At 72.0% G+C, this 14,460-nt stretch carries 13 protein-coding genes; 4 read left to right on the plus strand and 9 right to left on the minus strand.

The features are described 5' to 3' along the window. Positions 1-110 precede the first annotated feature (110 nt). On the plus strand, positions 111-1,436 hold the full coding sequence (locus ACZ45E_RS18700) for a UDP-glucose dehydrogenase family protein (protein ID WP_468222004.1): 1,326 nt from the start codon (positions 111-113) through the stop codon (positions 1,434-1,436). A gap of 109 nt (positions 1,437-1,545) precedes the next feature. Then, positions 1,546-1,914, plus strand: coding sequence for a VOC family protein (locus ACZ45E_RS18705; protein ID WP_468222005.1), 369 nt, complete (start codon positions 1,546-1,548; stop codon positions 1,912-1,914). Between the two features lie 30 nt (positions 1,915-1,944). Here ACZ45E_RS18705 and ACZ45E_RS18710 read toward each other — a convergent pair whose 3' ends face one another. The 4 genes from ACZ45E_RS18710 to ACZ45E_RS18725 form a co-directional block, all read right to left on the minus strand. Continuing rightward, positions 1,945-3,042 carry a dipeptidase gene (locus ACZ45E_RS18710; RefSeq protein WP_468222007.1) on the minus strand — a complete coding sequence of 366 codons (1,098 nt, stop codon included), beginning with the start codon at positions 3,040-3,042 and terminating at the stop codon, positions 1,945-1,947. Positions 3,043-3,199: 157 nt separating this feature from the next. After that, positions 3,200-4,393: a dipeptidase gene (locus ACZ45E_RS18715; RefSeq protein ID WP_468222008.1), complete on the minus strand. Its 1,194-nt coding sequence runs from the start codon at positions 4,391-4,393 to the stop codon at positions 3,200-3,202. Between the two features lie 17 nt (positions 4,394-4,410). Beyond that, positions 4,411-4,938, minus strand: coding sequence for a 5-(carboxyamino)imidazole ribonucleotide mutase (gene purE, locus ACZ45E_RS18720; RefSeq protein ID WP_468222009.1), 528 nt, complete (start codon positions 4,936-4,938; stop codon positions 4,411-4,413). Next, the gene (locus ACZ45E_RS18725) at positions 4,935-6,149 is read right to left on the minus strand and encodes a 5-(carboxyamino)imidazole ribonucleotide synthase (protein WP_468222011.1); all 1,215 of its coding nucleotides are present in this window, start codon (positions 6,147-6,149) and stop codon (positions 4,935-4,937) included. The genes purE and ACZ45E_RS18725 overlap by 4 nt, the downstream gene beginning before the upstream one ends. Before the next feature lie 109 nt (positions 6,150-6,258). Between ACZ45E_RS18725 and ACZ45E_RS18730 the strand changes: the two genes are divergently transcribed. Then, positions 6,259-6,813, plus strand: coding sequence for a GtrA family protein (locus tag ACZ45E_RS18730; RefSeq protein ID WP_468222012.1), 555 nt, complete (start codon positions 6,259-6,261; stop codon positions 6,811-6,813). Positions 6,814-6,847: 34 nt separating this feature from the next. On the opposite strand, the gene ACZ45E_RS18735 is transcribed toward ACZ45E_RS18730, so the two are convergent. Continuing rightward, positions 6,848-8,137: an ATP-binding protein gene (locus ACZ45E_RS18735; protein ID WP_468222013.1), complete on the minus strand. Its 1,290-nt coding sequence runs from the start codon at positions 8,135-8,137 to the stop codon at positions 6,848-6,850. A gap of 47 nt (positions 8,138-8,184) precedes the next feature. Beyond that, a complete protein-coding gene (locus ACZ45E_RS18740) occupies positions 8,185-8,862 on the minus strand; it encodes a response regulator transcription factor (protein ID WP_324771572.1) in 678 nt (225 codons plus the stop codon). 521 nt (positions 8,863-9,383) lie between these two features. Between ACZ45E_RS18740 and ACZ45E_RS18745 the strand changes: the two genes are divergently transcribed. Beyond that, positions 9,384-10,883, plus strand: coding sequence for a peptide MFS transporter (locus ACZ45E_RS18745; protein WP_468222015.1), 1,500 nt, complete (start codon positions 9,384-9,386; stop codon positions 10,881-10,883). Between the two features lie 86 nt (positions 10,884-10,969). Here the strand turns inward: ACZ45E_RS18745 and ACZ45E_RS18750 are convergent, their stop codons facing one another. The 3 genes from ACZ45E_RS18750 to ACZ45E_RS18760 are packed head-to-tail and all read right to left on the minus strand — an operon-like array spanning position 10,970 to position 14,435. Then, complete coding sequence (locus ACZ45E_RS18750; RefSeq protein WP_468222016.1) at positions 10,970-12,355, minus strand: hypothetical protein; 1,386 nt, start codon at positions 12,353-12,355, stop codon at positions 10,970-10,972. Further along, positions 12,352-13,500: a hypothetical protein gene (locus ACZ45E_RS18755; RefSeq protein WP_468222017.1), complete on the minus strand. Its 1,149-nt coding sequence runs from the start codon at positions 13,498-13,500 to the stop codon at positions 12,352-12,354. Before ACZ45E_RS18755 ends, ACZ45E_RS18750 begins: the two co-directional genes overlap by 4 nt. Next, positions 13,497-14,435, minus strand: coding sequence for a COG1470 family protein (locus tag ACZ45E_RS18760; protein WP_468222018.1), 939 nt, complete (start codon positions 14,433-14,435; stop codon positions 13,497-13,499). Before ACZ45E_RS18760 ends, ACZ45E_RS18755 begins: the two co-directional genes overlap by 4 nt. Positions 14,436-14,460: the final 25 nt, after the last annotated feature.

The raw sequence follows: 14,460 nt of genomic DNA on the forward strand, positions 1-14,460 counted from the left end.
AGGGATACGTGAGCTACGCGACAGCGGGGAAGTTGCCCGCCGAAGGGCTCGTGTATGCCCCGACTATGCTCGATCCGCGCACGCGACACCCACACCTCTGGAGCCCCGCTATGGCCCTGAAGATCACCGTGATCGGTACCGGATACCTCGGCGCCACACATGCCGCGGCCATGGCCGAGCTCGGTTTCGAGGTGCTCGGCCTGGACGTCGTGCCCGAGAAGATCGACATGCTCACGCGGGGCGAGGTCCCGATGTACGAGCCCGGCCTGGAGGAGCTGCTGCGGCGGCACGTCGCCGGGTTCGAGAAGTCCACCGGGCGGCTGCGGTTCACGATGGACTTCGCGGAGGCCGCGGCCTTCGGCGATGTGCTCTTCGTGTGCGTGAACACGCCGCAGAAGCACGGCGAGTACGCGTGCGACATGAGCTACGTGGACGCCGCCTTCTCCTCGCTGGCCCCGCACCTGGAGCCGGGCGCGCTGGTCGTCGGCAAGTCGACCGTGCCGGTCGGCTCCGCGCAGCGGCTCGCGGCGCTGCTGCCCGAGGGCGTGGAGCTGGCGTGGAACCCGGAGTTCCTGCGCGAGGGCTTCGCCGTGAACGACACGCTGCACCCGGACCGCATCGTGATCGGGGTCGGCAGCGAGCGCGCCGAGAAGCTGCTGCGGGACGTGTACGCGACGCCGCTCGGCGAGGGCACGCCGCTCGTGGTGACGGACTTCCCCACGGCCGAGCTGGTCAAGACGGCGGCGAACTCCTTCCTCGCCACCAAGATCTCCTTCATCAACGCGATGGCCGAGGTCTGCGAGGCGGCCGGCGGCGATGTCGCGAAGCTGGCCGAGGCGATCGGCTATGACGACCGGATCGGGCACAAGTTCCTGCGGGCCGGCATCGGGTTCGGCGGCGGCTGTCTGCCCAAGGACATCCGGGCGTTCATGGCGCGCGCAGGTGAGCTCGGTGCGGACCAGGCGCTGACCTTCCTGCGGGAGATCGACTCGATCAACATGCGGCGGCGCGGGGCGATGGTGGAGATGGCCCGTGAGGCGCTCGGCGGCGGGTCGTTCCTGGGCAAGCGGGTCGCCGTGCTCGGCGCCGCGTTCAAGCCGGACTCCGACGACGTACGGGACTCGCCGGCGCTGAACGTCGCCGGGCAGATCCACCTCCAGGGCGGCCAGGTCACGGTGTACGACCCGAAGGGCATGGACAACGCGCGGCGGCTCTTCCCGACGCTGGGGTACGCGGAGTCGGCGCTGGACGCGGTGCGGGGCGCGGATGTCGTGCTGCATCTGACGGAGTGGCGGGAGTTCCGGGAGCTGGACCCGGCGGAGCTGGGCGCGGTGGTCACGGCGCGGACGATCCTGGACGGCCGTAACGCGCTGGACGCCTCGCTGTGGCGGGAGGCCGGCTGGACGTACCGGGCGATGGGGCGCCCGTCGGCCTGATGGGCGCTCGGCCTCGGCGGGCCTCCGCGTGGCGGCGCCCGGTGCGGGGTGGTCATGGGGTAACGGTCGTACCGACAGAAGCCCTCTGTGGGTGACTCAAGGAGGAACCATGGCCATTGCGAAGCTCGATGTCGTCGCCCTGGACTGTCCCGATCCGCGTGAGCTCGCCGGGTTCTACGCGGCTGTTCTCGACGGGACGCTCACGCACTCCGAGGAGGACGGTGACTGGCTCGTCCTGAAGGTGCCGGGCGGTGGGCAGCTGGCGTTCCAGCGGTCGCCCGGGTACGTGCCGCCGTCCTGGCCGTCGGCCGAGCGCGGGCAGCAGCTCCACCTGGACCTGACCGTCGAGGACCTGGACCGCGCGGAGAAGGAGGTGCTGGCGCTCGGTGCGACGGTGCTCGACGCGGGCGACCCCGGCCGTACCTGGCGGGTGTACGCCGATCCGGTCGGGCATCCGTTCTGCCTCTGCGCCGGCTGAGGTCTGCCCGCGCCTGCTGAGGGCGCGGGGTCAGCGCATCGCCGTCGACGGGCCCCGGCGGCGGCGCGCGGCCCGTGCGGTGAACTCGACGCCGCGCAGTACGCGTTGGACGTTGCCCCAGGTGAGCAGGGAGAGGTCCGGCTCGGGCCAGCCGCGGTCGATGAGTTCGGCGATCAGTGCCGGGTAGCCGGCGGCGTCGGGGAGGCCCTCGGGGTGCGTGTCCCCGGTGTCGTACATCCCGGAGAGCCCGACCGCCTCGGGGCCCGCGACGCGGCGTACGTGGTCCAGGTGGTCCGCCATGTCGCGCAGCGCGGGCCCGGTGCGCGCCACGGAGCAGGGCACCAGGCACAGGCCGCGGTTGACGCGCAGGGCCGCCAGGAGTTCGTCGGGGGCGTTGTCGGGGTGGTTGTTGAGGGCGCGGGCGCCGGAGCGGGTGAGGACCGTGGGGGCCTTGGACACGTCGAGGACGCGGGTGGCCGTCACGGGGGAGGCGCCGGTGAGGTCGATGAGCATGCCGAGCCGGTTCATCTCGCGGACCATTTCCTCGCCGGAGCGGGTCAGTCCCTGGTCCGGGGGTGCCCAGCGGGCGCCGCTCAGTGAGAGGACGCGCAGTCCCAGTGCGTGCAGGGCGCGGAGGGTGCCGAGCGAGTCGCCGACCGCGGCGGCGGGTGCGGGGCCGATGAGGACGGCGATCCGGCCGTGGGCGCGGGCGTCGGCGGTCTCGGAGGCGGAGCGGGCCAGGCGGAGGCCGTCCGGGTAGCGGGCGACGACGTGGTTGACGAGGTCGATCTGTTCCAGCGTCGAGGTGACCGGCCGGTCGTCGGTGGTGGCCAGCGCCCACAGGAGGGCGCCGGTGCCGCCCGCGCGCAGGCGCGGGAGGTCGGTCTCGACAGCGCACTCGCCGAGTTCGAGGTCGTACCAGGGCAGGGTGTCCAGGGTGCCGGGCAGGCCGCAGTACCCGTCCGCGACGGGGTGCCGGGCGAGCAGGTCGCGGGCCGGGAGCGGGTCGGTCTCGGGGTGGGGCGGCTCAGGGTGTTCGGGGTGCTCGGGGTGTTCGGCCGGCGCGGAGGGGCGGTCGAGCTCGCCCACTTCCGTGGTGGCGTTCAGTTCGTCCTGCAGGTCTGCCATGGCACGGCTCCGGCCAGAAGGGTGGGGACAGGCGTGCGTCCACCGTGGCACGCGCCGGGGTCCCCTTCGCGGTGAGCGGCTCCGTTCGGGGGAGCCGCTGAGCCGAACGGGGCGGGCGCCGTCCGGCGCCCGCCCCGTGTCCGCTCCGCGCGGTGTGTCAGTCCTGGCCGTCCAGCTGTCGCAGTGTCGCGTTCGAGGGGCCGCGCCGGGTTCGGAGGTCCCGCGCCACGTCCTCGGCGGCGCCCAGGACCCGTACGGCGTTGCTCCAGGTGAGTTTCGCGAGGTCGGTCCGGGACCAGCCGCGGGTGAGGAGTTCCGCGATCAGGTTCGGGTAGCCGGACACGTCGTCGAGGCCGTCCGGGGTGAACGCCGTGCCGTCGTAGTCGCCGCCGATGCCGATGTGGTCGACGCCGGCGACCTCCCGCATGTGGTCGAGGTGGTCGGCGACCGTGGAGACGGTGGCGACGGGGCGCGGTGTGGACTCCTCGAAGGCGCGGTGCAGCTTCATCGCCTCGGGGGAGGAGTCCAGGTGGTGGTAACCGTGTGCGCGCAGGTTCTCGTCGGCCGCGCTGGTCCAGTCGACCGCGGCCTGGAGCACGAACTTCGGCACGAACGTCACCATCGCCACTCCGCCGTTGCCGGGGAGCCGCTCCAGGACGTCGTCCGGGATGTTGCGGGGGTGGTCGCAGACGGCCCGCGCCGAGGAGTGGGAGAAGATCACGGGCGCGGTGGAGGTGTCGAGGGCGGCGCGCATCGTGGTGGCGGCGACGTGCGAGAGGTCGACGAGCATGCCCTCGCGGTTCATCTCGCGTACGACCTCGCGGCCGAAGGCCGACAGGCCGCCCACACCCGGTTCGTCCGTCGCGGAGTCGGCCCAGGCGATGTTGTCGTTGTGGGTGAGCGTCATGTAGCGCACGCCGAGCGCGTACAGGGCGCGGAGCGTCGCGAGGGAGTTGTTGATCGAGTGGCCGCCCTCTGCGCCCTTGAGCGAGGCGATACGGCCTTCCGCGCGCGCCGCTTCCATGTCCGCGGCGGTCAGGGCGGCCCGCAGGTCGCCGGGGTAGCGGGCGATCAGCTGGTCGACGCAGTCGATCTGTTCGAGGGTGGCGCTGACCGCGGCGTCCCCGGTGAGGTCGGTGCGTACGTACACGGACCAGAACTGCGCGCCCACGCCGCCGGCCCGCAGCCGTGCCAGGTCGGTGTGGAGGTGGGCGCTCTGGTCGGCGGCGATGTCGCGGGCGGCGAGGTCGTACGTGACCTGTTCGCGCAGTGCCCACGGCAGGTCGTTGTGGCCGTCGACGACGGGGAACTCGGCGAGTATCTCCCGGGCCTGCCGCGATGCGTCCGTCATGTCGCTCGTCCTCCCGCTCACTTGCCGAAGCCGAAACCGGCGCCGGCGCCGTCGGCCTTGGCGCGCAGTCGCTTGCCCTTCTCGGTGGCCTGGTCGTTCAGCTCCTGCTGGAACTCGCGCATGCGGGTGAGCAGTTCCTCGTCGTGGGTGGCGAGGATGCGGGCGGCGAGCAGTCCTGCGTTGCGCGCGCCGCCGACGGAGACGGTGGCGACCGGGACGCCCGCGGGCATCTGCACGATGGAGAGCAGCGAGTCCATGCCGTCGAGGTACTTCAGCGGTACCGGGACGCCGATGACGGGCAGCGGGGTCACGGAGGCGAGCATGCCGGGCAGGTGGGCGGCGCCGCCCGCGCCCGCGATGATGGCCTTCAGGCCGCGCTCGGCGGCGTGCTCGCCGTAGGAGATCATCTCGCGGGGCATGCGGTGCGCGGAGACGACGTCGACCTCGTAGGGGATCTCGAACTCGGCGAGCGCCTTCGCGGCGCCCTCCATGACGGGCCAGTCCGAGTCGGATCCCATGACGATGCCAATAACGGGAGAGGTCATTCCGTGATCGTTCCTCTGAGATAGCCGGCTGCGTGACGGGCGCGCTCCAGCACGTCGTCCAGGTCGTCGCCGTAGGTGTTGACGTGGCCGACCTTGCGTCCGGGCTTCACGTCCTTGCCGTACATGTGGATCTTGAGCTGCGGGTCGCGGGCCATGCAGTGCAGGTACGCGCTGTACATGTCCGGGAAGTCGCCGCCCAGGACGTTGCCCATCACCGTCCAGGGGGCGCGCGGGCGCGGGTCGCCGAGCGGGAGGTCCAGGACGGCGCGGACGTGGTTGGCGAACTGCGAGGTGATCGCGCCGTCCTGGGTCCAGTGGCCGGAGTTGTGCGGGCGCATCGCCAGTTCGTTGACGAGGATGCCGGGCTTTCCGTCGGGTCCGCGGGTCTCGAAGAGTTCGACGGCGAGGTGGCCGACGACGCCGAGTTCCTTGGCGACGCGCAGCGCCAGCTCCTGCGCCTCGCCCGCGAGGCTCTCGTCGAGGCCGGGTGCCGGGGCGATGACCGTGTCGCAGACGCCGTCGACCTGCTGGGACTCGACGACGGGGTAGGCGACGGCCTGTCCGTGCGGCGAGCGCACGACGTTGGCCGCCAGCTCGCGGACGAAGTCGACCTTCTCCTCGGCCAGGACCGGTACGCCCGCCTTGAACGGCTCGCCCGCGTCGGCCTCGGAGCGCACGAACCACACGCCCTTGCCGTCGTAGCCGCCGCGCACCGTCTTGAGGATGACGGGGAAGCCGTCGCCCTCGGCGGCGAACGCGGCGACGTCCGCCGCGTCGCGCACGATGCGGTGGCGTGGGCACGGGACGCCGAGCGCGGTGAGTTTCGCGCGCATCTCGCCCTTGTCCTGGGCGTAGAGCAGCGCCGCGGGGCCGGGGCGGACGGGGATGCCGTCCGCCTCCAGGGCCCGTAGGTGCTCGGTCGGCACGTGTTCGTGATCGAACGTGATCACGTCACAGCCGCGCGCGAACTCCCGCAGCGTCTCCAGGTCGCGGTAGTCGCCGACGACGACGTCACCGACGACCTGTGCCGCGGAATCCTGCGGAGTGTCACTGAGGAGCTTGAACCTGATGCCGAGCGGGATGCCCGCCTCGTGTGTCATACGAGCGAGCTGGCCACCGCCGACCATGCCGACTACCGGGAACGTCACGCCTCCAGGATATCGGCCGTTCAACCGGTGCTCGCACGGCCCGTGTCTTGGAGGAACGTCCACAGATCGGGTCCGGAGGCGGCTTCGACAGTGCGTGGTTAGCATGGCGGAGACGGTTCTCACGGGCCGCGCGACCACATTCACGGGGACGACGGGGGCTGAGGCGACCACTATGAAGGCGACCACCGGCCGACGATCCGGTACGGAGAGCGGGGCACCGGGCCGCATCGGCGCTCTGCGGCCGCGCTTCGACACCCTGGCCCGCGAGATAGCCAAGTTCGGCGTCGTCGGCGCGCTCGGTGTGCTGGTGAACTTCGCGGTCTTCAACCTGATGCGGCACGGCACGGACCTCCAGGTGGTGCGGGCCAGCGTCATCGCGACGGTCGTCGCCATCGTCTTCAACTACGTGGGGTTCCGTTACTTCACCTACCGCGACCGGGACAAGAGCGGCCGCGCCAAGGAGCTGACGCTGTTCCTGCTGTTCAGCGTCGTCGGCCTGGTGATCGAGAACGGTGTCCTGTACGCGGCGACGTACGGTTTCGGCTGGGACAGCCAGCTGCAGAGCAACGTCTTCAAGTTCCTCGGCATGGGCCTGGCGACCCTGTTCCGCTTCTGGTCCTACCGGAGCTGGGTCTTCAAGGCGCTGCCCGCCCGGGAGACCGTGGCCAGTGCGGAATCGTTCCTGGACGAGTCGGACGCGCCGCCGGTACACCGCGTGCGGCCCTGAGGCCCTGAGTCCTGAGTCCTGAGTCCCTGAGGCGTTAACGGACCGTCCCGGGGTTCGTGCCGTCCGTGTCGCCGCTGCCGGGCCGCTTCATCGGTGTCCGCGACAGGAAGAGGCCGAAGACGGGCGGGGACGCCTGGAGCATTTCGAGGCGGCCGCCGTCGGCCTCGGCGAGGTCGCGGGCGACGGCGAGGCCGATGCCCGTCGAGTTCCGGCCGCTGATGGTCCGCTCGAAGATCCGCGAACCCAGCTCGGAGGGGACGCCCGGTCCCTCGTCCGTGACCTCGATCACCGTCTGGTTGCCGGTGACGCGGGTGCGCAGGGCGACGGTGCCGCCGCCGTGCATCAGCGAGTTCTCGATGAGCGCGGCGAGGACCTGGGCGACCGCGCCGGGCGTGCCGACGGCGGTGAGGTGGTGCTTGCCGGAGGAGACGATGGCCCGGCCCGCGCTGCGGTAGGCCGGGCGCCACTCCTCCAGCTGCTGCTTGATCACCTCGTCCAGATCGAAGGTGACGGCCGAACCGGTGCGCGGGTCACGGGAGTTGGTGAGCAGCCGCTGCACGACGTCGGTGAGCCGCTCGACCTGCGCGAGCGCGATGGTCGCCTCCTCCTTCACCTCGGCCAGGTCATCGGTCATGGTGATCTCCTCCAGGCGCATCGAGAGCGCCGTCAGCGGCGTACGCAGCTGGTGGGAGGCGTCGGCGGCCAGCCGCCGCTCGGCGGTCAGCATGCGGGCGATCCGCTCGGCGGAGCCGTCGAGGACGTCGGCGACGCGGTCCAGCTCGGGGACGCCGTAGCGCTTGTGCCGCGGGCGCGGATCGCCGGAGCCCAGGCGCTCCGCGGTGGAGGCGAGGTCGGTGAGGGGGGACGCGAGGCGGTTGGCCTGGCGGACGGCGAGCAGCACGGCGGCGACGACCGCGAGCAGCGCCACCCCCGCGATGATCAGCAGGGTCCGGCCGACCTCGCGGGTCACCGCGGAGCGGGGCTCCTCGACGGTGACCTTCTCGCCCCGCTCGCCCTCGGCGGTGTACGTGATGACGTCGCCCTGGGGTTCGGCGCCGAGCTCGATGGGGGCCCGGCCCGGGATGGAGACGATCGCGTAGCGCTCCTCGATGGCGACCTGGTCCGCGAGGATGTCGCCGGTGACCTGCTCGCCACTGAGCAGCCGGCTGTCCACGATGGAGGCGAGCCGGACGGCCTCCGACTCGACGCGGTCCTGGGCGCTGTTGCTGATGGTCCGGGTCTCCACGATGACGAGGGAGACCCCGAACACGGCGATCACGACCAGGACGACGGCGAGGGTGGAGTTGATGAGTCGGCGGCGCATGGCTTCAGTGTCCCGGATCGGGGCCGCGCCGCTTCAGAAGCGGGGCTTCAGCTCTTCTCGAAGCGGAACCCCACGCCGCGCACCGTCGCGATGTACCGGGGGTTCGCCGCGTCGTCGCCGAGCTTCTTGCGCAGCCACGAGATGTGCATGTCCAGCGTCTTGGTCGAGGACCACCAGGTCGTGTCCCACACCTCGCGCATCAGCTGGTCCCGGGTGACGACCCGGCCCGCGTCGCGCACGAGGACCCGCAGCAGGTCGAACTCCTTGGCGGTGAGCTGGAGTTCCTCGTCGCCCATCCAGGCGCGGTGCGACTCGACGTCGATGCGCACGCCGTGCGTGGCCGGGGTCTCCTTGGGCTCGGCGGAGCCGCGCCGGAGCAGCGCCCGGACGCGGGCGAGGAGTTCGGCGAGGCGGAACGGCTTGGTGACGTAGTCGTCGGCGCCGGCGTCGAGGCCGACGACCGTGTCCACCTCGTCGGCGCGCGCGGTGAGGATCAGGATCGGCACCGTGTGCCCCTCGGCGCGCAGCCGGCGGGCGACCTCCAGGCCGTCCATCCCGGGCAGGCCCAGGTCCAGGACGACGAGATCGATGCTTCCCTGGAGTCCGGCGTCGACGGCGGTGGGTCCGTCCTCACGGACTTCGACCTCGTAACCCTCCCGGCGCAGGGCGCGAGCCAGCGGCTCCGAGATGGACGCGTCGTCCTCGGCGAGCAGTACACGGGTCATGGGGTGATGGTAGTCCGCGCCGGAGGACGGCTGTGGGGCGATCGGCCAGAGCGCTCCCCCGGGCAAAGCGGAACCTTCCCCTCCGGGGTCGCTCCCTCCAGCAGTGGGGTGCGATCCTGATGAACACCTTGGAATCAGCGATCCGGTTCCACGAGGGCCTGTGATCCATCTCTCAAGTCCTTCCATATCCGGCACTGTCGTGTCGTATGGTGACCGAACGCCTGATGCACTAATGGGGGACCTTTAGGGGCGCACTGCGCACCAGGGTCCCTTTCCTGTGTGAGCTGACCGCGGTCAGCGCCAAAAGGAACGACCTGTGGCCGGGCCCCGCGCGTAAGGATGCGCGCCGGGGTGTGGATCCCGGGTCCGCCGTACCTCGTCCCGTGCGACACCTCGTGCGGGCGATCCCCCGGGCGTGGGGAGGACGGTAGGACTCCGGTGCCGGCCGACCCCCCACCCGGGCGCACGTTTCCAACCCCCCACAAGGGATCGGCGGCGTCCCGAGCGAGCAAGGAACCACCATGGCGTCCAGCCTGACGAAGGAAGCCACCGCGCCTGTCGCCGGCGGCAAGACCTTCCTTGGCCACCCCCTCGGCCTGGCCTTTCTGTTTCTGACGGAGATGTGGGAGCGCTACAGCTTCTACGGGATGCGGGCACTGCTCGTGCTGTACCTGTCGGCCGCTGTGGTCGACGGCGGTCTCGGTCTCTCGGCCGCGACGGCGTTCGCCATCTACTCGGTCTACAACGCTCTGGTGTACCTGCTCGCCCTGCCGGGCGGCTGGCTCGGCGACCGGGTCTGGGGCCCGCGCAAGACCACCGCGGTCGGCGCCGCGATCATCATGGTCGGCCACTTCACGCTGGCCCTGCCGTCGGCCGGCACGTTCTACCTCGGCCTCGGCCTCATCGCCGCGGGATCGGGTCTGCTGAAGGCCAACATCTCCACGATGGTCGGCCAGCTGTACCCGGACAAGAACGACCCGCGCCGTGACGGCGGCTTCTCGATCTTCTACATGGCGATCAACCTCGGCGCCTTCGTGGCACCGCTGACGATCGGCACGGTCGGCCAGAAGTTCAGCTGGCACCTCGGCTTCGCGATGGCCGGTGTGGGCATGGCCCTCGGCCTGATGTGCTTCCTCTTCGGCTTCCGCCACCTGTCGTCCGAGTCCACCGTCGTCCCCTCCCCCATGTCCGCGGCCGAGAAGACCGCGATCTGGAAGAAGATCGGATTCTGGACCGCCCTGGCCGTCGTCTTCTACGGCATCGTCGGCGGTGGCGGCTGGTTCACCGTGAACTGGATGCTGTGGCCGCTCACCGTCCTCGGCCTGCTGCTGCCGGTCTGGTACCTGGTCAAGATGAAGCGCGACCGCGAGCTGAGCGACACCGAGCAGTCCCGGGTCTCCGCGTACATCTGGTTCTTCGTCGTGGCCGCCGTGTTCTGGGGCATCTACGACCAGACCGGTTCCACGCTGACGGTGTTCGCCAACGACCACACCGCCAACACCCTGTTCGGCTTCGAGTTCCCCTCCAGCTGGTTCCAGTCCCTGAACCCGCTGTACGTGATGGCGTTCGCGCCGGTCGCGGCGTGGGCGTGGCTCGCGCTCAACCGGCGGGGCAAGGAGCCCAGCACCATCTCGAAGTTCGCCAACGGCGTCTTCCTGATCGGCCTGTCCTTCTTCGTGATGATGCTGGCGCAGGCCGCCGCCACCGGCGACACGAAGGTCACGCCGCTGTGGCTGTGCGCGGTCTACCTGATCCAGACCATCGGTGAGCTGACGCTCTCCCCGGTCGGCCTGTCGCTCACCACCAAGCTGGCGCCGCAGAAGTACGGCTCCCAGATGATGGGCGTGTGGTTCCTCGCGGTCACCGCGGGCGACTCCGTCATCGCGCTGCTCCAGCTGATCGGTGCCCCGACCGACAGCCAGTGGTGGTTCGCCTCGCAGGGCGCGATCGCGGTCCTCGCCGGTGTCGCGGTGTTCATGTTCCGCCGGAAGGTCAAGCCGCTGATGGGCGGCGTGCACTGACCGTCACCGCTCGGTCCGCCTGAGCCGAGGAAGGGGCCCGGCCGCACCTGATGGTGCGGCCGGGCCCTTTCACTTGTCCGGTGTCGTCACCTGCCCCGGGCCGCGCGGCGCTTCGGCAGGAACGTGAACACCGCACCCCCCAGCAGGATCACCGTGCCGGCCACCAGGCCGAGGGCGCGCAGCATGCCGTCGTTCGAGGCGCCCGTCTCGGCGAGGCCGCCGCCCGTGGCGTCCGAACCGCCCGCCGAGCCGCTCGCCGAGCCGCCCGCCGAGCCGGCGGCGCCGCCGCTCGCGCCGCCTTCCACCGCCGCCGTGTCGATCTCCAGGGAGACCTCCGTCTTCGTCGGCGTACAGGTGGTCGTCGTGCCCAGCGCCTTCACGATGAGGACGCCGGGCGACAGGGTCGACTTGCCGTCGGCGCCCGGCTTGTAGGTGCCGGTCAGGTCGGGGATCGTCATCGGGTCGCCGGACTTGATGGCCTCCTTGTTGGTCGGGCCCTCCACGTTCACGGTGCCCTTGTCGGCGCCGCCCAGCTTCACCGCCATCGACGGTTTGACCGAGTCGGCCGGGATGTCGGCGGGGCTGTCCATCACGGACCCCTTGAACTTGACCGTCAGGGCGTAGTTCCCGCCGTCCTTCTTGGCGTCGATCCGCACCGGGGACGTGCCGTTCTTGTCGCCGATGGGCGTCTTGCACGCGTAGGGGATCGACACCTCCTTGCCGGTGAAGTCGGTCTTCCCGTCACCGCCGCCGGTGCCGCCGCCCGCCGCGGCCCCGCCGGAGCCGGTGCCTCCGGAGCCGGTGCCGCCGCTGCCCGAGCCGCCGTCGGTGCCGCCCGCGGTGGTACCGCCCGTCGAGGCGCCCCCGGTGTCGGTGCCGCCCGCGGCCGTACCGCCTGTGGTCGCGCCGCCTGTGGTCGCGCCGCCGCCGTCCGTGACCTTGATGGTCACGGCGGGCTTGACCGTCTCCTTCGGTGTGCATTTGGTGTCGGTGGAGATCGGCTTGCTGACGTTGATGGTGTACGCGTCCGGGGTCAGCGTCACTTCCCCGGCGGCGGTCAGTTTCAGCTTGCCCTTCATGTCGGACAGCACCATCGGGCTGTTCTTCTTGATCGCCGGGTTCTTCCGCTCGCCCTGCACCTTGAGGTCGCCGCTCTGCGCGCCGGCCACCTTCACCGTGCCCGTGGGCTGCACGGTGTCGGCGCCGAGGTCGAGGACGTCGGGGTTCTTCGAGGCGGCCTGGGTCGTCTTCCAGACCACGTCGATCTCGTCGCCGACCTTGGCGGTCGCCGGTGCGGTGACGTCCGCCACCGTGGTGCCCTGGACCGGTGGCAGCCCCGAGATGGAGGGCGGGACGCACTCCGTCTTGAACGAGGACTCGGCCGCCTGCGCCGGGCCGGAGGCGAGCCAGAGCCCCGCCCCGGACAGGATCAGGGCACAGCCGGCCGCACCGGCTCTCCGTTGCCTGCTCACGTGTTTCCTTTCGTCGTCCTGCTGTTGTCGGGCGGTGCGGAGAGCTGACCGGCCGTGGTCCCGCCCGGACCGGTGTCCGGGGTGAACCAGGGCAGGGTGGTCGTGGTGGAGGCGGCGGGCTCCGCGGGGCCCTCGCCGGGTGCCGGGCCGGGCCGGGCGCCGTCCGCGGGGTCCGGCCGCCGCCGCGGGGGCCGCGGCTTCGACAGCCGTACGGTGAGGTCGGCCAGCCGCTGGGCGCCGCGGTGGCGGCCCGGCGCGTACCGGTCGCGCGGGCGCAGCCGGTCCACGACCGCCATGCCGATACGGAAGACGGCGGCGGGGACGACGACGCACAGCAGGACCCAGAAGAGCGTGACGCCCCAGGGCCGGCCGACGCCCCAGGGCTGTTCGGCCAGTACCTTCCCGCCGTACTTGAGCGACACCAGGTAGCCGCCGTGGGCGCCGGCCGTCAGCTCGACGGGCAGTTTGATCTGCGCCTTGCGGCCCGGCGGGACGGTGCCGCGCCACTGCTGTTCCTCGTAGACGGGCGCGAAGACGCCGTGGGAGGTGCCGACCTGGAAGACGGGGTCCTTGACCGGGGCCGGTCCGACGTTGCCCACGGTGAAGGTGAGGGTCCGCGAGGGCGGCGAGCCGAACCAGGTGAGGATGCCGCTCGATCCGTCGAGCCGGGCATCGGTGACCATGGCGAGCTGTCCGTCGTCCCGTTCGGCGGGGAGCGCCTCCACCGGGTGCCCGGCGACCTTGAGCACGGCGTCCGCCTGCGCCTTCGCCGTGCCGGTCACGGTCGCGACGTGGACGACGCACGGGCAGGGCCCGGGCGGCTCGACGACCGGCAGCTTCCGGCCGAACCCTCCCCGGGCGTCGGTGGTGACGGCGCGCCCGTCGGCGTTGGCACAGGAGTTGGTGCCGCCGATGACACCGCGCCCGGGGCTCGACCGGCCGCAGACGAGCATCATCAGCAGCGTCTTCGGCCGCCAGCCCGAGCCCTTGACCGTGATCGAGCCCCCGGCCCCCGCCTCGGTCCTGGAGAGGGTGACGGTGGGCGGGTCGGCGGCGGTGGCCCACGGCGCCGTGCTCGCGAGGAGCGCGGCCAGCAGGGCGAGCACGGTCAGCAGCCGCGCGGCCGGTGCGCTGCGGAGGGTCATGGCGCACTCCTTGGGTTGCCGGTGCCTGGGCCGGGTCGGCGGCGGCTTCGACGGCGTACGAGGCCGGGGGCGGCACAGCCGGCGCCCACGAGCACGGCGAGGGCGCCGCCCAGCGGCCACCAGGGCACGAACCGGGCCGTGGTCGTCGCCGAGCCCTTCGCGCCGCCGCCCGCCGTGACCGTCACCCGCACGTCGACGGAGTCGAGGGCGGGGGCAGGGGCGGGCCAGGGTTCGGTGAGGCGGACGCGGCGGCCGGGCAGCAGCTCCACCGGCAGGGCGCGCGGCCCCTTGTCGAGGACGCCGCCGAGGACGCCGTCGGCCCTGACGGTGAGGTGGGGCGCGAGGGTCGTGTTGCCCCGGTTGACGACCTCGTACGCGATGCGGTCCCCGGCGACGACCCGTACGTGCTCGACGGTGAGGGCGGAGAGGGTGGGGCCGCTGACCCGCAGGTGCACGCCGACCCCGGACGTGCGGCCGCCCGCGTCCGCGACGATCGCGCCGGGGTGGTCGCCCGGGGTGGCGCCCGCCGGGACGGTGAGGGTGAAGGGGATCTCGGCGCGGGTGCGGGCCGGGACCTGTACGGACTTGTCGGCGAAGGTGAGCCAGGCGCCGGCGTCCTTCGCGCGGGTACGGATGGCGGGGGTGCCGTCGGTCCGGTTGTCGGCGTCGGCGCCGCGCAGCGCCACCCTGAGGGGCGCGGCGGTCGGGTTGGTGACGGCCACCTTGTCCTCCAGGACGGTGCCGGGGGCGCCCTCCGCGTAGATGTACGGGCGGCCGTCCTGTGCGGCGGGGCGTGACCCGCCGCCCGCGGACGGGGCGATCGTCCAGCCCGGCGGTGCCGCCGTGACCGGTGTCGCGGCGGTGAGCGCCGCGAGCAGCGCGCCCGCCGCCACGGCGCCGTAGGGGGTTCGGTCGCGTCGGCGTGTGCGGCTCATCTGTGGTTGCTCGCGCAGTTCCCCG

The organism is Streptomyces sp. NPDC030991 (genome assembly GCF_055571235.1).

What these genes read in the sequence shown, in the direction of transcription:
- ACZ45E_RS18710 (WP_468222007.1), bottom strand. Translation starts at nt 3,042, where the DNA reads ATGGCAGACCTGCAGGACGAACTGAACGCCACCACGGAAGTGGGCGAG.
- ACZ45E_RS18705 (WP_468222005.1), top strand. Translation starts at nt 1,546, where the DNA reads ATGGCCATTGCGAAGCTCGATGTCGTCGCCCTGGACTGTCCCGATCCG.
- ACZ45E_RS18715 (WP_468222008.1), bottom strand. Translation starts at nt 4,393, where the DNA reads ATGACGGACGCATCGCGGCAGGCCCGGGAGATACTCGCCGAGTTCCCC.
- ACZ45E_RS18760 (WP_468222018.1), bottom strand. Translation starts at nt 14,435, where the DNA reads ATGAGCCGCACACGCCGACGCGACCGAACCCCCTACGGCGCCGTGGCG.
- ACZ45E_RS18740 (WP_324771572.1), bottom strand. Translation starts at nt 8,862, where the DNA reads ATGACCCGTGTACTGCTCGCCGAGGACGACGCGTCCATCTCGGAGCCG.
- ACZ45E_RS18745 (WP_468222015.1), top strand. Translation starts at nt 9,384, where the DNA reads ATGGCGTCCAGCCTGACGAAGGAAGCCACCGCGCCTGTCGCCGGCGGC.
- ACZ45E_RS18755 (WP_468222017.1), bottom strand. Translation starts at nt 13,500, where the DNA reads ATGACCCTCCGCAGCGCACCGGCCGCGCGGCTGCTGACCGTGCTCGCC.
- ACZ45E_RS18730 (WP_468222012.1), top strand. Translation starts at nt 6,259, where the DNA reads ATGAAGGCGACCACCGGCCGACGATCCGGTACGGAGAGCGGGGCACCG.
- ACZ45E_RS18700 (WP_468222004.1), top strand. Translation starts at nt 111, where the DNA reads ATGGCCCTGAAGATCACCGTGATCGGTACCGGATACCTCGGCGCCACA.
- purE (WP_468222009.1), bottom strand. Translation starts at nt 4,938, where the DNA reads ATGACCTCTCCCGTTATTGGCATCGTCATGGGATCCGACTCGGACTGG.
- ACZ45E_RS18735 (WP_468222013.1), bottom strand. Translation starts at nt 8,137, where the DNA reads ATGCGCCGCCGACTCATCAACTCCACCCTCGCCGTCGTCCTGGTCGTG.